Origin of the sequence: Methylobacter luteus IMV-B-3098, assembly GCF_000427625.1 — a bacterium.
Taxonomy (GTDB): domain Bacteria; phylum Pseudomonadota; class Gammaproteobacteria; order Methylococcales; family Methylomonadaceae; genus Methylobacter; species Methylobacter luteus.
The window spans coordinates 2725934-2744331 of record NZ_KE386569.1; the positions used below are offsets into that span (position 1 = coordinate 2725934).

The window sequence follows — 18398 nt, forward strand, 5'->3', positions numbered from 1 at the left end:
AGCTCAAACAGTGCGAAGCAGCTTCAGCAATGCTTCCGCCGCGGGTTCCGAAGAAGCCGGGTTCTGGCCGGTCACGAGTTTGCCGTCTATCTCGACATAAGGCGCCCAGTCGGCGGCCCGGCCGTAAATGCCGCCCCGTTCCTTCAGCTTGTCCTCCAGCAGGAAAGGGATGACGGATGTCAAGCCTACCGCGTCTTCTTCGGTATTGGTAAACCCGGCCACACGCCTGCCTTTGACGAGATACTCGCCGTCCTTATTACGCACATTGGCCAGCGCGGCCGGCGCATGACAGACCGCGGCGACGGGCTTGCCGGCCTTCACGAAATTCTCGATCAGGGCGATGGCATCGGCGTTGTCGTACAGGTCCCACATCGGGCCGTGCCCGCCGGGGAAGAAGACGGCGTCGAAATCGTCCGCCGACACGTCGGCCAGCTTCTTCGTATTGGCAAGCTCGGCTTGCGCGGCAGGATCGCTCCGGAAGCGCTTAGTGGCTTCTGTCTGGTTTTCGGGCAGATCGCTTTTCGGATCGACCGGCGGCTGACCGCCTTTGGGTGATGCCAGCGTGACCGCTGCACCGGCATCCTTCAGCACGTAATAGGGCGCGGCGAACTCCTCCAGCCAGAACCCCGTTTTTTCGCCCGTGTCGCCGAGCCGGTCATGGGACGTAAGCACAATCAGAATCTTCATAGCAGACCTCCTGAAGTTAGTGGATCGGTTCTGGAACGCCAGGGTTGCGTTGCCTGGCTGTCCACATTATTAAATTATTAGACCGACTGGATAAGCAACATTTCATTGCCGCCCCGCTGAAATTCATAGGGGACGCGCTTGATTTCTGTACTAAAACCAAGTTTTTCAATAAGTTGCATTATGAAGCTCACGTGGGGCGACCGGGTTCCGGCCAGGGTAAGCAATGGAAATACTCTCACCTGACGGGCTACGCGCAGCATTTCCTTCAAAGCCTGAAGATGGAACTCGGCAGATAAATGGTTGCTGTACAGAAACAGAAAATGCGAAGACAGAGCAATATCAAATTTGCCGCTTTCAAAAGGCAGAGAAGGTAATTCCGCGGCAATATACCGGCCTTCGCTCTTGCCGGTCTCATAATCCGACAGGAACGCGTCCATAGCGGACATGCGAACGCGTCCGAGTTCCTCAACTGAAGGGATAGCTTCCCAGATATAGTCGGCCTGGTTCTTGCGCATTTGCGTCATCACCGTTTCATAAGTCGTCAGAATGCGGCTTTTGATTTGCGCAGCACCAAATGCATAAATCGGATCGGCTGAAATGATGTGGCCGCCGCGCCGGGTCAATTCCGCGTTGAATCCGGCCGGGCCGTCGCCGCAACCGAGAATGTCCAGCTTCAGCTCGGAGTCCGTAAGATCAAACATGGCGATATATTCTTCATAAGAACGTCCCCACGGTACGATATTTTCCAATGCCAAACTCATTGCTGTGATTTATCAGGTTAAAATTGGTTAAAGGGTGTTGTTCGCAAAGAAATACTGACGAACTTGCAGGGATCCTGGGTCTTAAGAGCGGCGAGAAGCTCCGATATATATTCCGTCATCACGATCTTCACTGTAGTTAATTTCCAGCGGATAAAATAAGTCGCGGCAAAAAACATAATGATAACAGGCTCGATGCCTTTTGCCGCAAGAGGAACTCGTAGGGGTACTATTTCACCATTCCCGGGCAAGGCGCGAATTCGCATGAGGGCGGTTGGCGACTGACATAAGAGCCGTCAGGACATATTTTTGCGTCCATAGTGCAGAAAACGTCACCGTTATCGCCACTATCGTCGCCGCTATCATTCGTGCCGCAGCTTGCGGAGGGTTCTATATTGTAGAAAGTGCCTTCCTTGGGGCTGACTGAATGCAATTGTTCGATGAAAGCATCAAATTCCGCGTCAACTGTGCTGGCGCCCGCTTCAGCGCACATTGATAAATTTCCCTCAACAGGCATCGGCATAGGCAAGCCGATTCTGGGGTTGTTGACGATTCCGGGGCCATTGACAATAAATTTATCGACAGTCTGGCTGGCGACCGCATGGCCGACGATTTGACGGACTGTTTGCACAGCGGCCTCATCCAAGGCACCGCCAATGCTGCCGATGGAGATATTAACCGCGCGGTTTCCGGCAAAGGCTGATGCACTGATCGCCAATACTGGCCCAAGCAAAAGCAGACAAGCATACTTCTTCATTTTATTTTCCTTCTAACGATTGAAAAACAACAGGTTGAATGGGTTTTGGCTTGAAAAGTCGACGATGAACAAAGTCAACTTATTTTGAATGTTAGCAAATAAGGAATGGAAGTCAAATCGCAACAGATCGGAGGGTAGGATGCCTGCCATGGTGGTTAAGCGCGCATCCTGCATCTCAACGCTTTTATAGCGTTGCGGAGATTTGCCTGGCTTTTCAGTTCAGGCGCCGATCCCGATCAGTCTGGCGATCATTATGCACCGGATCAGTCCTGCACTGATGGTCCTGTGTTTTTCCCGAGCACTCGACTGTACGCGCCATGAATGAACCGACTGACTGGCATGGAAAACACGAAAGGAATCCTGTAGCTGTGGATTAAATGCACAACCAGCAGAGGCGCTGCTATGCCTGTAATACAACCGGCTATCAAGTGGACTGGAATCGAGGTTATATCGAAAATATTCATCAGGAAAATTCGGGCTCCGCTGCCGGCCAGTATATGAATCAGGTATATGGCCATCGATGACGAACCGATCAGTCTGAACCAGCCAACCGGCTTTTTCGACAGGGTCTGAGATAACGCCACTATGAACAATATGGACACCAACGCCACCACTAGCGACAGCACGCCTTTATTGATATAGGATAGCCCGAGCACCCCGTGGAACAGGTATTGGGACGCAATGAATCCCGCAAACGTGATCAGCAGCAGGAATTTTGAGGCCAGCAGTTCTATTCCGGACCCTCTGCTCAGCAACATGCCGAAAGCGAAGAATACAAAATTGTTGGTGATGAAATCGAGATGAAATGTTGACGAAATCTCAGTTTGAAAAATGTAAGCGAATACGGATGCGGCAAACACCGGCAGGATAAATTTCTCCGAAGCCTTGCTGAAAATGAGCGTCGCCAGGGTAAATACCATGAATAAGGCATAAAGAAACCAGAACTGCGCCCTGGGCTGCCATAACAAGGCAAACACGTCCGAATAGCCGATACTATTGTTTGTATAGACGGACAGGTTCGCTTCTATGGTTCCCTGCAAAATAGACCATAACAGGTAGGGATAGACGATCGTATCGATCTTGTTGGCGAATAAACCTTTGGCGCCTCTTTTCTTCAGGGAACCGTAAAAAAACAGGCCCGACAGAAAAAAGAACAAAGGCATGTGAAAACTGTAAATGACGCTATCGGTCAGCCCGTACAGTTTTTCATCGATCTGAAGCCCCGCCTTGAACACGCCTCTGGCGACATGGCCATAGACGAGCAGAAACACGCCAATGGCTTTGGCATAATCTCCCCATATACTCCGCTCACTCATTACATGCTCCTTTTTTGTTTAGCGGGCTATTATCTAAATTCGTGTAATCTCTGCAAGTTTTAATTATTCAACAGTATTACGGTTAAGGTCAGTTTAAGATGTAAACTAGTTATTTATCTAACATGCAGTATTGGTTGGTGATTTAAGGAAGCCCGGGTTCTCCGCTATATCGGGCATCCCGGAGCGGATTGTCAGGGTTCAAGTAAGATGCGGATGGGATCAGATTTCAAGGTAATCATCCTTCATTTTGTTTTTTGCAAAACTTGACTCCTTAGTCTTTTATTTTTGTCCGATACCGGCTGAACCTGCCTGACTTTTAAAACCAGTATTGAGGGATTCTCTCAATTATCATGAAAAAAAATAACCATAAGCTTACTGACGAATGCTATGATCGTTTTGCTTTTCTCGCCTGATGAGTGTTGGATGTCCTAACCTTCAAATCAGGCAAATTCATGCTCTCTTCCTCTTAATCCGGTGGCATTTTAATTCGAACTTACAACTGCATAAGTAAGGATAACAGCCGCTGAGATGGGGTAACCACGAAGGAGAGTCCGTAGCCTTATTCAAAGACACTGGCTTGGAGAGCCTAATCAGTACCATAATTTTAATTAAAAAAACAAAGAGACAAATGAAAAAGTATTTATATTTTTGTTTACTTACTGTGTGTCAGATAGCCGTTGCCCAAGACATTCCGCCTGTCAGTGAACGAGCAGGCAAGGCGCGCAGTGAGATCATAAAAGGATCTTACATTGTAACCATGGACCCGGACGAGCCGGAAGTACCGGGCTTATTCATCGCGGCTCAGAAAAAGTCGGCGCACATGGGGCAACCGGCCAAGATTAAGGAAGACTTTGCGGATAATCTGAATATAGACGGGACAGTGGAAAATATTTATCCGTCCATCCATGCCGTCCACATCAAAATGAACTCCTTTGAAGCACACTTGCTGAACAGTGACAAGCGGGTGCTCAGCATTGAGCCCGATATGACGCTGACCATCCAGGGGGCACAAACCAACCCCGGATGGGCGTTAGACCGGTCTGACGGCGCTACCACGGTGCTTGATAACACCTATCATTGGAACGCTAACGGCGCCGGACGGACTGTCTATGTCCTGGATACCGGCGTCAATACCAGCCTGTCCGAATTCGGCGGGCGAGCCGTCACGTTCTGGGATGTCAACGATCCCAATCACACAACACCGACATGGGGCCAGGATTGCTTCAATCATGGCACTGCTGTGGCCGATGCGGTCGGAGGCAAGATCTTCGGGGTGGCCAAAGGCGTATCAATTATCTCAGCGAAGGTAACCAATGGCTGCACGAAGCAATCTTATTTGTCCACGCATATTACGGCTTTCGATTGGTTGGCTACTAACGCGCCTCCCGGCACCATTGTGAACTGGAGCTTCGGGTTTGAGCCCGGAAATTGCAGTGTTCCGGCTATCTCAACCGCGCTGGAAAACGCCATGCGGGCAGCCTATGCGCATGGCGTAATCATTGTGGTTTCCGCGGGCAACGATGGTTGTAACACGGCTAATTATTCACCGACCCGGATAGGCGAGGTCTTTGTCGTCGGCGCTACCAGCAATGCCTTGCTATCATCCGGCAAGGATGCAAAAGCGTCATTCTCGCGCACAGGCTGGCAGATCGACTTATTCGCGCCAGGGCAAGGCGTTCCTTTATATGGGAATGACGGCATACTCTATGCCTGGAACGGCACATCGCTTGCCGCGCCTTATGTTAGCGGGTTGTTTGCTATTGGTTGTCAGAGGTACCCTGCCGAGTGTGCGAAACCGCAGGCCGCTTTTGACGGGCTGAAAAGTGCCATGACACCCGGCACGGTCACCAACACAAACGGTACGCCCTTGACTGGCGCAACGTCTTTAATGATCAGGCAGGCTTGGTGAGTTTTTCATTCTGCACTATAGTTTGTTTTTTGGATTTTTTTAACAAGGAAAAATATTTATGCGTTTAAGTCATTTTTTGAGTATGGGAGTGTCGGTCAGTCTATTGTCCATAGGGTCCGCTTTTGCGGCAAATCCCCGTGCGGACGGTTACCCGACTTATCAGGATGGAATCCTGACAATTCCGCGCGTCGATACGCCCGATCAGGTCGGCAATTATCTGGATGCAACGTTTAAACAGGTCGCCGATGATCTTTGGGAATTGCAGGGTTATAAAACGGTTAATGAATATCCGTTGGAAAAGGCCCCGGTCGAGCAAGTCAAGCTGGTTGTCACCGATACTTTCCCTGTGCAGGTGTTTTTAAACATTCAAGGTACGTTTAACGATGGCTGCGGTAATTTAAGGCCAATCAATCGCCGCCGGGTCGACAATCGTTTCGAAGTCACGGTGCAAGCCGAATTTCCCGACTTACCGCCTGGCACGATTTCGTGTACGATGAGCTTGGTACCTTTTGAGAAGAACATTCCCTTGCCCGTTTATGATTTGAATGCGGGCAACTATGAGTACAGCGTGAATGGCGGTGACTATACCGGCACATTTGCGTTGACCCGGGATAACCGGTTTGAGCTGACCTGGGATAACCGGTCTGGGCTGGCCCATCGTGGTGCTCTGCAGCCGGTTTCCGAACCCGGCCAATGAGAAACGAGCTCGTCAAACAAGGATAAAATCTTAATGTGGCCGGGGCTATCATCACTACGATATCCCTGGCTACTCTCTTCAAGACACAAACCTATGGCCTTTCCAGCCGTAATAAACAATATACAAATAGCAGAGTACGGGGATAAAGAAGGCCGGCTGGATGCCGAACCGGTCCGCGAGCAGACCCTGTACAACCGGAACGATCGCGCCGCCGACGATGGCCGCGCATAAAATCCCGGAGCCCTGGCCGGTGTTTTTTCCCAAACCGTTAACGGCCAGAGAAAACAGCGTCGGGAACATGACGGAGTTGCACAGCCCCACGGCCAGAATGGCCCACATGGCCACGGGACCGCTGCCGGCCATGCTCGCTACCACCAGAACGGACGCCGCCAGGGCATTGAACGCCAGGACTTTGCCGGGCCGGATATTGCGCATGACGATCGCGCCGACGAACCGGCCGACCATGGCGCCGCCCCAGTACAGCGACACATATTTCGCGGCCTCGTGTTCGGCCAGTCCCGAGATGGCCGGCTGGGCCAGATAATTGACCAGAAAACTGCCAATCGAGACCTCCGCGCCGACATAGACAAAGATGCCGACCGCGCCCAAGACCAGGTGCCGGTAATGCCAGGCGCTCTTATGGACCGCCCCATCGGCAACCTGCTGAACGTGCGGGTCCGCAGCCTTCACCTCGGGCAATTTGATCGCGGCAAAGATGCCCGCGATCAAAAACAAAACCGCGGCCAGCCCCAGATAAGGGTTTTGCACGACGGCCGCCTGCGCCGCTTGATAGGCAGACAACTCCCCGGCACTCAGCAATTTGATTTCATCGGCAGTTTTAACGGCGGCGGACAGAATAAACAAGGCGCCGAAATAAGGCGCGATCGTCGTGCCCAGCGAATTGAAGGCCTGCGTCATAGTCAATCGGCTGGAGGCGGTTTCCGGCCTGCCCAGAATCGTCACATAAGGATTGGCGGCGACCTGCAACAAAGTGATGCCGGAGGCCAGCACGAAGAAGGCCGCGAGAAACAACGGGTAGGAATGCCGGCCGGCAGCCGGATAAAAAAACAGGCAGCCGAGTCCCGCTATGGACAAACCGGTAATGATACCGCCCTTGAAACCGATCCTTTCAACCAGATAGCCGCTGGGCATCGAAACCACGAAATAAGCTGTAAAGAAGCAGAACTGGATCAGCATGGCCTGCGCGTAGTTCAAGGTGAAAACCGCTTTCAGATGCGGAATCAATATATCGTTCAGGCTGGTGATAAAGCCCCAGATGAAAAACAGCGAAGTCAGCGCGGCCAGCGAGCCGAAATAAGAATTTTTGGCGTTATCCGCCGGTTTGTCGGATGTCATTGTGGTATGGGGCATATTGGCCATGCCTGTATCCTGCCTGTTAATAGTATTGGTTATGTAAGCGGTAGGGTACGCAATGCGTACCCTGCGATTATTGATTATTCCGTTACGAAAAAACCGGCCGTTTCATTGCCGACCATCACCTTAAACTCCCCCGGCTCGACGATGCGCTTCATATCGACGCCGATAAACGACAGATCGCGCGGCGTCAGAGTAAAGCTCAGGCTTTGCTCTTGCCCCGGCTCCAGCTCCACTTTTCTGAAGGCTTTGAGCTGCTTGACGGGCCGCGTTACGGAAGCCGCGACATCGTTGAGGTAAAGCAGCACGGTTTCCTTGCCTTTCAGCATGCCGGTGTTCTTGACGGTGACATGGACGGCAATATTCTCGTCGCCGCGGATCCGCGCCTTGTCCACGCTCAGGCCGCGGGTCTCGAACGTCGTATAGCTCAGGCCATGGCCGAACGGATAGAGTGGCTTGTAAGTGTTGGATTCAAAGGTTTCGATTGGCTTGTGGTCGTACAGTACGATGTCGTTGGTGTTTCTCGGATAGCTGATGGGCAGCTTGCCGTTGGGATTGTAGTCGCCATAGAGGATATCGGCGATGGCTTCGCCGCCCTCCATGCCCGGCAGGAAGCCCAGGATCACGCCGGGCACTTTATCGGCGATGGCCGTGATGATGCGCGGCCGGCCGCCCAGGGTCAGCAGAATGACCGGCTTGCCGGACGCGATCACGGCATTGGCCAGATCGATTTGCGCCTGATCGAGCATCAACGAGTCGATATTGCCCAGCGTTTCCGTATAAGGTTTCTCGCCCAGCGCCAACAGGACATAATCGTGGTTTTTGGCCTCGGCGACGACTTTGCCGATATCGATCGGGTCGTTAAACGCCTGGCCGCCAACATACGTGACCTTGCCGGCCGATTTTTTTTGCAGGGCTTCAAAAACGGTCAATTTATCCTGCGGATACAGGCTTTCATTGTCCCCTTGCCAAGTAATGGTCCAGCCGCCGTTCATGACGCTGAGCAGATTGGCGGTAGGCCCCGTGACCAGAATCCTGGCGTCTTTTTTTAAAGGCAGGATATGGTTGTCGTTTTTAGCCAGAATAATGGATTCGCGCGCCGCCTGACGGTTCGTCTCCAGGGCCTCGGGCGTGGCGAAATGGCCCTCGACGGGCAAAACGGGCCTCTCGGGATCGAACAGCCCGGTCTGGAACTTGACGGTCAGAATCCTCGACACGGCCTCGTCTATGCGCGACATCGGCACTTCGCCCGCCTGGGCCAGCTCAACCAGCAGGTCGTAAAAGGTAAAATCGAACGGCACCATGCTCATATCCACGCCGGCCATCACGGCGATCTTGACCGCTTCTTTCGGGGAGGCGGCCAGCCTGTCTCGCGTGTAAAGGCGCTTGATGTCTTCCCAGTCGGATACGGCAATGCCCTTGAAGCCCAGTTCGCCGCGCAGAATCGTGGTCAGATACTGATAGTTGGCATGGCCCGGAATGCCGTCGACTTCGGCCGAGTTGACCATGATCGTCGGTGATCCGGCCTGCACGCCGGCTTCGAACGTCGGCAGGAAATACTCGCGCAGCATGCGCTCGCCGATCCAGGCCGGGGTCCGGTCCTTGCCGTTGATCGGAAAGCTGTAGCCGACGTAATGCTTCAGACAGGTCGGCACTTTGTCGGGCGCCGAGAAATCATCGCCCTGATGGCCTTTGATATAGGCCGTGCCCATGACGGACGCCAGATGCACATCCTCGCCATAGGTTTCCCACAAGCGCGGCCAGAGCGGTTGCCGGCCGATATCCATGACCGGCGAGAAATTCCAGTGCAGCCCCGATGCCCGCACTTCGCGGGCCGTAATCTCGCCTTCCTTGAAGCTCAGCTCCGGATTGAAAGTGGCCGCCATGCTGATGGCCTGCGGAAACAGCACTGAACCTTGCGTATAAGTCGCTCCATGAATGGCGTCAATGCCGTAGATGACAGGAATTTTCAGGCGCGTCCTTGAAGACGTCTCTTGTATGGCGGCCGTTATTTTCCGCCAGGTTTCAATGGGGATCGCTTTGTTAAAGGGTGTGAAGGGCGTATTCAGAATGGACCCGACATGGCGATTTATCACGGCATCTTCGAGCCTGGCCCGATCAATCGGCGGCTCTTCGCCCGGCGCCACAGGCACGCCCACGACGCTGAAGTCAATCTGCGTCATCTGCCCGACTTTTTCTTCCAGCGTCATTTCGGACAGCAGTTCTTCAACTCTATCTTCTACGGCTTCGCTTGCGGCTTGTGCATTCATGGAACACTCCAGTAAGAGAGAAATGGACAGGATTAGAACAATGTTTTTTGCTTTCAATTTTTTCGCTTATTCAATTGTTTAAGCCGGCCTTTATCGACTGTGGCTTAGTGGGGATTAATAAATTCCTGCATAAATGCTCAAGGTTTTTTAACTTGCCCGGGGTGCAGCGGGCAAAGGTTAACAAGCCTGAATTGGTTGCACGGCATCGATGCTTGCGCTCATGCAGGGCATGGAAACAGAATTTTAAAGAACTTGCCGCAAATAAAGTAGTTTTTCTCAACAGGTGAGGACATGCCCTGCCTGCTCGTCTATCTGTCAATGGTGCAGGATAAACGCATCAGTTAATTAATAATAAAGGAGAGTCCATGATAGACACTGCAACGAGGGCCGATGGAGCGTCGGCTATGCGGAAACGCGACCATTTACCGGCCGGCAAACCGGCGTTCCATTCACCATGTCTGACTAAAAAGCAGGCGGCGGGCCTGGCTTTGATGCTGACGCTGTGTCATGCGGCATCGGGCCAGCCCGTAGAACGGGACAAAGCCCGGGTTTACCGCTTCAGCATTCCGGCCGGGAACATGGCCTCTGCGTTGGAGGCTTTCTCGGAAACGACCGGCACGCAATTGAGCTACCCCTCCGTCCTGGTCAGGGACGTCAAATCCAACGCACTATCCGGTAGCTATACACCCGAGCAGGCGCTGGCAAAGCTGTTGGGCGACTCCGACATCGGCTATCGGTTTGCCGACGACAAGGTTGTCGCCCTGGCTCAGGCTCCGAAAAAAAATTATCCGGATAATCCTGCTCCTGGCAAAACGGTGGAGTTGTCGGCTATGACGGTAAAGGGCGACAGTTTCGGTCCTGATGACAGCAGCCCTTATATCAAGTCCGAATCAACGGCGGGCTCAAAAATTCCAATCGAAACGACCCGAATCCCTCAAAGCATACAGGTCATTACCGGCGAGGCGCTCAAGGACCAGGGCGCTCTCAGTATCGGCAATATTCTGAAACAGGTGCCTTCGGCCACCGTGATCGGAACGCGATTCAGCCGGTTTCCCAAAATAAGCATTCGCGGATTCAGAGCCGACCAGAACCGCAACGGAATCAGGCAGATTTTTGGAGGAGATGTCGATTGGTCCGCGCTGAGCCATATTGAGAACGTGGAAGTATTGAAAGGGCCGGGCAGCACCGTGTACGGGCAGCAAACCAATGACGGCGGCGGGGTGATCAACGTCATCACCAAGCGCCCGTTCGACGAATTTGCCTCCGAGTTCAGCTTTACTCGAGGCGGATATGATGAATTCGACGGCGATATCACCAGCGGACAATGGGATCTTAACGGCCCTTTATTGGCGGATGGCGCGCTGAAAGCGCGCTTTACCGGAGAAATAGAAGGCTCCGAAAGCTTCATTAACTTCCAGAACCTGGACAGGGAAAATTTCGGCCTGGCGCTCGCCTGGGATGACGGCGGTCCGGTGCGCGGTTTCATCAATGCCGAATATCAGCATCGCAGTACGGCGCCGAATCCCGGATTGCCGGTATTCGGCACCGTGCGCGGCAGCGGTTTCGGAAACATATCCCGCGACACTTATCTGGGCGAGCCTAATTTCGACAATCTTGAAATCGAAACACCTTTGGTTCAGGCCTGGCTGGACATTGATGTGGGGGAAAACTGGAAAATATCGCCGCGCTTTCAATATGACGAATTCAATGGCGACCAGGATCAGGTATTTCTTGGTCCGACAACACTCGATGCCGCAACCGGGCGTATCAATGTAGCGCGCACGGGCAGAACCGGCTTCAAGGAAAGGGATAGAGCCTACATCGGGCAAATCGACATTACCGGTACAGTGGAAACAGGCTTCCTGACGCATCAGATCTTCCTGGGCGGTGATTACACCAAGTCGCATTTTGGAACGAGCTCGGTGAATCTGGCCGGCGTGCCCGCCATTGACGCCCTCAATCCCGTTTATCTGGCTGCACAACCTGCGGCAGGGCCGGTACTGATCGGCAGTCACGGCACTTCGGAACTGGGCTCGTTTGCGTTTCAGGATATCATTTCGATCACTCCGGAATTTGACTTGACGGGAGGCCTGCGCCAATCCACCTACAGCGCAAAGCGGCTCAATATCGCCAGCGGCGTAACGTCGGAAATAGATACCGACAACACGTCCTATCAGGTCGGAGGCACTTTTCACGCCACCGATTCCATCCACTTTTTCGCGGGATACGGCGAGGGATTTTCGCCTCTCCCTGCGATTGCGATGGCCAACGGCGCCTCGCTTGAACCGGGCGAATCGGAACAAGTGGAAGCCGGCGTCAAGATTAACTTTCCTTCCGGCCTGAGCGGAACGGCCTCGTTTTTTGATATTACGCGCAGCAACGTGACTACGCCGGATAGATTCAATCCGGGCTTTCAGGTGGCTACCGGCGAAATTCAATCCCGGGGCGCGGAGGTGGAGCTGGCTTATCAGGTGACCGAACAATGGTACATCCAGGGCGGCTATGCCTTCATTGACGCGGAAATCACCCAAAGCAACGCGAACGATGTCGGCAACCGGCCGGAAAAAATTCCGGAGCACCAGGCCAATATCTGGACCCATTACAGATTCGACAGCGGCGTCCTGAAAAACCTGACCCTGTCCGCAGGCGCCAATTATGTCGGCAATCGCCCATTAGACAATGCCAATACCGCCGTGCTTCCCAACTATACGACACTGGATCTGGCCACTTCCTATACCTGGAAGAACATAAAACTGGAACTGTTCGCGAACAATGTGCTGGACAAGCGCTATTTCGTCTCGGCCGATTTTGGCCCGGCCGTGTTCCCCGGCGACCCGAGGGCTATTTTCGGCCGGGTATCACTGAAGTTTTAATCACGCAGGCCGGCTTGCATGCTTTTCGCAATCCGGCGTCCCGATGGCAGTGCGGGTTATGGTTGTTTACGGCAGACCATAGCCTGCGCAAAACCGGAAAGACAGGATTGGCGCATGTTGTCCTTCTTCGCCGGGATGCCTGCGGGGAAATAGGCCGCTATCGAAGCGGCGAGCGGTACCGGAACCACCGCAGGTTGTCCGCTTATCTCAGCGTCCTGTCTGTGTTGCGCCTGTCCCCGTTCATGCTGGGCAGTTGCTGCATTGCGTCGGGTGCCGGAACCGTAACCACTAAAGGCGGCCGGCTCATTTCGTCGGCCTGTCTGTGTTGCGCCCGCACCCGTTCATTTGGGGCGGCTGCATTGCGCCGAGCGGCTTCAACTTCAGCGGCTTTTAATTGCGCTTCCCATTGCTCTTTCGCTATTTCCGCTTTCAGCGCTTCTTCCTCCGCGAGTCTGGCTTGCCAGACTCGCAGTCTTTCGGCCGCCGCTGCTTCTTCCTCTGCGCTGCGGCGTTCCACCTCAAGCCGTTGCTCGACTGCAGCGCCAGCGCACGGTTCCGTCTGATACAGGGGGCGCTTGGTTTGAGGATCCGTGCATTTGAATAAATCGGCTTGGGCAGGAAAAGACAAAGCGACCAGCGAAATAATGAGAATAGCCTTCATGAACTGATTTTCCCTAACGCAGAAAATTAAAATTTTAGCATTCTGAATATGACGTTAAAACTTTTTGGATAAGTGTGCTGAATTCGAGATGATTTTTCACAATACCGGCTGTCCTGTTGATCCTGCTGATGGCTTTAATGATGCGTCGATGCCGCAGAGCCTTGGACACCTAAAGTATTAGATCAAAGAAAATAAATTTTTTTAAGGGGTGAGGATATTGCCTCGTTTGTTCGTCTATCTCTTCAATGATGCAGGATAAATGCATCGGTTAACTAAAAAGGGGAGTCCATGATAGAGACAACAGCCTGCAGGAAAATACGATGACTGAAAACATCCAATCCATTCCTGGCCGTAGCAAGCCGATACGCCTGGCATGGCTCAACACCGGACGCAAATTCTGGCTGGACGTGCATGTCTATATCGCCCTGTCGCTGGGCTTTATCTTTGTCATACTCGGTCTGACGGGCGCCTTTAATGTGTTTTATTTCGAACTGGAAGAGCTGGGTTTGCCCGACGTGCATAAAGAAGCCCGCGCGCAGCCGCTCCCGCTGAATGACATCATGCGGATCGTCAGGGCCGCTCATCCGCAAAGGCAGGGCGTATGGAACCTGCATATGCCCGGCGAGAACCGCGACTATTTATGGGCGACGTATGCAAAACCCGAGGAAACCGCCGGTGAGCTCTTTGCGCCGCTGCGAATCATGATCGATCCGTACACCGGCAGGATTGCCAGTGAAACCTTCTGGGGACGCACCGTATGGAGCCTGGTTTACGAAGTGCATGCCACTTTCCTGATAGGCAAGGTGGATGCGGACATTGCGAAGGTGATTTTTAAAATCATCTGTTTTCTCGGCGTTTTTATGTTCATATCGGCCTTGTCCGGGCTTTACTTGTGGTGGCCCAGGTCCGGCAACTTCAGGCAGGCCGTCACCGTCAAGCGCGGCGCGAGTCCCGAGCGGTTCTGTTTCGATCTGCACAAAACGGCCGGTTTTTACAGCGCTGTCATATTGCTCATTCTGGCGTTCAGCGGTTTCGCGTTCGGTTACCGCGAGCAGATCAAATCGGTGGTCAGTTGTTTTTCAGAGGTCAAAGCGGAACGCTTCAAAACGCCGGCAGCGGTTAAATCCGACTATCAAGGGCAGACCGAAACGATTTCCATTGATCGCGCCGTCGCGATAGCCGACCAGATCTTTCCCGGCGCGCCACTGCGCTGGCTGGCAACGCCAGACGGCAGGGAAGGCGTTTATGCCATCGAAAAACGGCAGGATGGCGAAGCCAGCCGCAGAAGGCCGCGCAGCAAAGTCTGGGTCGACCAGTACAGCGGCAAGGTGCTGGCGGTCGAAGACCCCAACCGGTTCACGGCCGGCGAAACCTTTTTAAACGTGATGTGGCCGCTGCACAGCGGCGAAGCATTCGGGTTTGCCGGCCGGGTTTTATGGAGCATCGTGGGATTCGTGCCGCTGATTTTGTATGTTACGGGTCTGATCCGCTGGCTGCAGAAACGCAAGGCAAGACAGTTAAAAGCAGGCAGGGCAAACCGACTGCTGTCCACGGGCCGCGGGATTTGAAAGAACCGGCCGATAAAAAATGATAAAAGGCAAAGAGGGCTTGAAAAATGCTGGTTTTAGAGTTGACGGGGGTTATCGATCCCATTTTAGAATCGTTCGGCATGGAGCATACCGGTTTGAGGCGCGATGCCTTTGCGGTGTTGATGAAAGACGGCAAGCTTATTGCCGAGATTGAGATAGAACGGCTTAACAAAATGCAACCAAGCCGACATAGCGCGGCTTATGACCGGGCAATAACCGCCGGACCCTTTAGACGGAGGCCAGCAATTGGACGATAAAAATATTGATCTATGGATCGAACCACTAGCCGCAACCGATGATGAATACCAACAGTACTGGACGCTGCTGGATGAAAAAGAGAAAGCCAAGACGATGCGGTTTATTCAGAAAAAACACCGCATTCAGTATGTCGTCAGCCACGGCAAGCTGAGAACGATACTGGCGTCGTATATAGACAGGCCGCCGGCAAGCCTCCTCTTTACCGAAAGAGTTGGCGGCAAACCCGGTCTTGTCATTGACGGCAGGCTCCACGAGGTCAAGTTTAATCTGTCGCATACGGACAATACCATGATCCTGGCGGTCGGCCGTGATGTGCCTGTCGGGGTGGACATCGAGGCATGGAACAACGGCATCGATTTTGCCGCTGTCGCCGAAGAATGTTTTGCCGAAACCGAGGCGGCGTTCTGGCGGGCATTGCCGGCGCATGAAACAGTCGGCGCGTTTTACCGGTTCTGGACCCGCAAGGAGAGCTTTGTGAAGGCGGTCGGCGCAGGTCTGTCGCTTGATGTCTCGCAAGTCGTGACCTCGGTGGACGGAGCGACCCGATTCATGTCGCTGCCCGCCCGCTATGCGGCCGGACAATGGCAACTCGTGGATCTGGATTTGGGGCCGGGCATCAGCGGCGCCTTGACGGTCAGAGCCGGCCACATGGAACGCCTGAATTTCAAGAGTCTTTTGCCTTAATTGAATATCGGCTTTTGCCGATTCCGAAAAGGTACGCGATGCGTACTCTACCCCGTTGCCTTAAAAAATCAGCGATCAGCCTGGCTGACTGCCGATTGGCTCCATCAGCTTGCCTAAACTCAGCAGCATGTCCGCTCCAGCCTCCGGGATTCTTTGTCCTCAGGCCGGATGGGGCAGGGTTCCTTGCGGTTGGCTTACGGCCCGACAGCTGTTTTGCTTGCGTCAGACCTTTCATCAACGGCTTGGCAGGCATTGTAAAAATCAAATTAAAAAACAGATGTTACGCAGACAATTGGTCCATACGTCAAATGCGCCTGTAGGGTTGAATTAATTCGACCCGAGACGCCTTGTTAGTCATTTAGTGCGAATACCCATGGGGCACAAGTGAATTCGCACCTACAAGCGCATTGGGCCGCTTTCGGTAAAGGAGGCTCAAGAGTTGTAGTGCCCGGGAGCGGCAAATGGCATAAAAAGCTACCTGTGCCGTAACATCAGTTAAAAAAACTGTGTTATATGACGCACTCAGTAGGTGATATGGCATGCTTTTTTGACTTGTTAAGAGCGCGTTCTAACTGAAGAAATGAGTGTCAGGTCGTTTAATTACAAGGCTTAGTCGTGAATGGCATTGTATTTGCTTATTATGTTAAGGGGATTTCCCCTTCTTAATTTCCATAGCAACATCATTACTTGAACATCAAAGGATTTGGTTTGACGATGAGTCTATTTCCCGAGCAAAGTTTGTCATCGTTCTTTCTTCAGCATCAAAAGGATTTGATGCAATTTTTGACCTACAAGGTACAGTGTGCCGAAACTGCAACGGATTTAACCCAGGAAACGTATTTACGTCTTGTCCGTCATCGGAAGGTGGACACTATTGAAAATATGCGCGCCTATTTGTTTCGTATTGCCAATAATCTTGCCCTTGACCATCTTCGCAGTCGAACCCGGCAGCTTCAGCGCGATGGTGGGCAGGTGACGGACGATTTGATGTGCGAGGCGCCCGAACCGGAGGCCGTATTGGCCGACCGCCAGCAATTGGAAATGCTTGAACGGATCATTTACGATCTGCCGCCGAAATGCCGCGAGGTTTTCCTGATGTGCCGCGTGGAAGGCAAAAGCTATGCCGAGATCGGCGATGCACTTACCATTTCTCCGCGTACCGTGGAAAGCCATATGCGCAAGGCGATGGAACAGATTCGCAAACAGTTCGATTGACTCGCTTCAGATAACAGACAAAAATTACTCCCCTTTATAAGGGTAAGGAGACTGTCAAACGTCTTATTAACAACTCCTTTTCTGTTTATTAAAAACCTTGGTACTGCAAATACCCTGCCATGCCCATCAAGAAACCTTCCGTACCGCCCCCATCCGTTTCCGAACAGGCGTCCGCCTGGTTTGTGCGTCTGCAGGCGGATGACGTGACGGCCGAGGAACGGGTCCAGTTCAAAAGCTGGTATCAGGCCAGTCAGGAACATGCCAGGGCATATGACAAGGTGCGGGGGCTCTGGGCAATGCTTGAAGCCCCCGCTCAACGGGTTCAGGCAAGAGTCGGGGCCGAACAAGTGGCGGACACATCGCTGCCTTTCACAAATAAACGCCCTTATTCTCGGCGATTCATGACTGCCTCCTCGTCGCTTTTGATGGTTGCCGTATTGCTGTCCAGTCAATTGGCGACACTCTACCAGAATTGGCAAAGCGACTATCATACGGCGCCGGGCGAGCAATTAACCGTTGCGCTCGATGACGGCTCACGTATCACCCTGAATACCAATACCGCCCTGAATGTGGATTTCTCGGCGGATCAACGACGGATCAGGCTGCTGCGCGGCGAAGGGTATTTCGATGTGGCGCCGAATAAAAGCCGTCCGTTTACCGTGACTAACGGGACAGCCAGCGCGCGCGCTGTCGGCACGGCATTCAGCGTCAGGGGTTCCGGCGACGCCATGCGCGTGATCGTCAGCGAAGGCACGGTGGAAGTCTCGGCCAACAATACCCATGAAGCCGTTCTGGTGCATCTGAATCAGCAGGTTGCTTATCAACAGGGCCGGATCGGGCCGGTCCTGTCCGCTGATATTTTTGAAGCGCTCGCCTGGCAGCGCAGGCAGCTGGTTTTCAGCCGTCAGCCGTTGTCGCAGGTGATCGATGAAGTCAATCGCTACCGGCGCGGCCAGATCCTGCTCATCAATCCCGCGCTGAAAGAACGCATCGTCAGCGGCGTGTTCGATACCACAGACCCTGGCGCCGCAGTCGACGGGATCAAGGCAACGTTGAAGATAAAATCCCTGAATCTGTCGGAGCGTCTGGTTCTGTTTTATTAGAAGCGTTGTAGGGGCGAATTCATTCGATCTCTGGAAGGTCCACCCAAGGGCGAATGAATTCGCCCCTACAGACGCCCAGCCATGAATCAGTCGCCCATGCCGGGTTTCCGCTAAAGCTCCAACTCAGCCTACACAGACGCACGGCCGGAAATCACCGCAGATAAATTTGCCTGTCTTCGACAGCGCCTGCATTTTTTCTTCCCAGACTAAGGGTAAATTTATTGTGCTTCGTCTTTCTCAAGAAGGC

At 53.1% G+C, this 18398-nt stretch carries 15 protein-coding genes; 8 read left to right on the forward strand and 7 right to left on the reverse strand.

The genetic code is table 11. The features are described 5' to 3' along the window. Nucleotides 1–3: 3 nt before the first annotated feature. The 4 genes from METLU_RS0114635 to METLU_RS0114660 form a co-directional block, all read right to left on the reverse strand. Nucleotides 4–687 carry a type 1 glutamine amidotransferase domain-containing protein gene (locus METLU_RS0114635; protein WP_027158865.1) on the reverse strand — a complete coding sequence of 228 codons (684 nt, stop codon included), beginning with the start codon at nucleotides 685–687 and terminating at the stop codon, nucleotides 4–6. A 77-nt stretch (nucleotides 688–764) separates the two neighbouring features. Continuing rightward, a complete protein-coding gene (locus tag METLU_RS0114640; RefSeq protein ID WP_231383620.1) occupies nucleotides 765–1436 on the reverse strand; it encodes a class I SAM-dependent methyltransferase in 672 nt (223 codons plus the stop codon). Between the two features lie 238 nt (nucleotides 1437–1674). After that, nucleotides 1675–2202: a hypothetical protein gene (locus tag METLU_RS25460; protein ID WP_051299925.1), complete on the reverse strand. Its 528-nt coding sequence runs from the start codon at nucleotides 2200–2202 to the stop codon at nucleotides 1675–1677. Between the two features lie 263 nt (nucleotides 2203–2465). After that, entirely contained in the window at nucleotides 2466–3518 is a 1053-nt protein-coding gene (locus METLU_RS0114660; protein WP_027158868.1) for an acyltransferase family protein, read from the reverse strand. Between the two features lie 628 nt (nucleotides 3519–4146). Between METLU_RS0114660 and METLU_RS26815 the strand changes: the two genes are divergently transcribed. Together METLU_RS26815 and METLU_RS0114670 are read left to right on the forward strand one after the other, a co-directional pair. Then, nucleotides 4147–5427, forward strand: a complete 1281-nt coding sequence (locus METLU_RS26815; RefSeq protein ID WP_051299926.1) for a S8 family serine peptidase — start codon at nucleotides 4147–4149, stop codon at nucleotides 5425–5427. Between the two features lie 58 nt (nucleotides 5428–5485). After that, nucleotides 5486–6124, forward strand: coding sequence for a hypothetical protein (locus tag METLU_RS0114670; RefSeq protein WP_155920571.1), 639 nt, complete (start codon nucleotides 5486–5488; stop codon nucleotides 6122–6124). A gap of 78 nt (nucleotides 6125–6202) precedes the next feature. On the opposite strand, the gene METLU_RS0114675 is transcribed toward METLU_RS0114670, so the two are convergent. Together METLU_RS0114675 and METLU_RS0114680 are read right to left on the reverse strand one after the other, a co-directional pair. Then, nucleotides 6203–7504, reverse strand: coding sequence for a sugar MFS transporter (locus METLU_RS0114675; protein ID WP_081679111.1), 1302 nt, complete (start codon nucleotides 7502–7504; stop codon nucleotides 6203–6205). Nucleotides 7505–7578: 74 nt separating this feature from the next. Further along, entirely contained in the window at nucleotides 7579–9768 is a 2190-nt protein-coding gene (locus tag METLU_RS0114680; protein WP_231383621.1) for a glycoside hydrolase family 3 N-terminal domain-containing protein, read from the reverse strand. A 365-nt stretch (nucleotides 9769–10133) separates the two neighbouring features. Between METLU_RS0114680 and METLU_RS25470 the strand changes: the two genes are divergently transcribed. Continuing rightward, entirely contained in the window at nucleotides 10134–12641 is a 2508-nt protein-coding gene (locus METLU_RS25470; protein WP_027158872.1) for a TonB-dependent siderophore receptor, read from the forward strand. 202 nt (nucleotides 12642–12843) lie between these two features. Here METLU_RS25470 and METLU_RS0114690 read toward each other — a convergent pair whose 3' ends face one another. Then, nucleotides 12844–13302, reverse strand: a complete 459-nt coding sequence (locus METLU_RS0114690) for a hypothetical protein (RefSeq protein ID WP_027158873.1) — start codon at nucleotides 13300–13302, stop codon at nucleotides 12844–12846. A gap of 320 nt (nucleotides 13303–13622) precedes the next feature. On the opposite strand from METLU_RS0114690, the gene METLU_RS0114695 reads away from it, so the two are divergent. The 5 genes from METLU_RS0114695 (at nucleotide 13623) to METLU_RS0114715 (ending at nucleotide 18151) form a co-directional block, all read left to right on the forward strand. After that, entirely contained in the window at nucleotides 13623–14870 is a 1248-nt protein-coding gene (locus METLU_RS0114695; RefSeq protein WP_081679112.1) for a PepSY-associated TM helix domain-containing protein, read from the forward strand. A gap of 47 nt (nucleotides 14871–14917) precedes the next feature. Continuing rightward, the gene (locus METLU_RS0114700) at nucleotides 14918–15148 is read left to right on the forward strand and encodes a hypothetical protein (protein WP_027158875.1); all 231 of its coding nucleotides are present in this window, start codon (nucleotides 14918–14920) and stop codon (nucleotides 15146–15148) included. After that, on the forward strand, nucleotides 15138–15833 hold the full coding sequence (locus METLU_RS0114705; RefSeq protein ID WP_027158876.1) for a 4'-phosphopantetheinyl transferase family protein: 696 nt from the start codon (nucleotides 15138–15140) through the stop codon (nucleotides 15831–15833). Before METLU_RS0114700 ends, METLU_RS0114705 begins: the two co-directional genes overlap by 11 nt. Before the next feature lie 714 nt (nucleotides 15834–16547). After that, a complete protein-coding gene (locus tag METLU_RS0114710) occupies nucleotides 16548–17048 on the forward strand; it encodes an RNA polymerase sigma factor (RefSeq protein ID WP_036243153.1) in 501 nt (166 codons plus the stop codon). Nucleotides 17049–17167: 119 nt separating this feature from the next. Continuing rightward, the gene (locus METLU_RS0114715) at nucleotides 17168–18151 is read left to right on the forward strand and encodes a FecR family protein (protein ID WP_027158878.1); all 984 of its coding nucleotides are present in this window, start codon (nucleotides 17168–17170) and stop codon (nucleotides 18149–18151) included. Nucleotides 18152–18398: the final 247 nt, after the last annotated feature.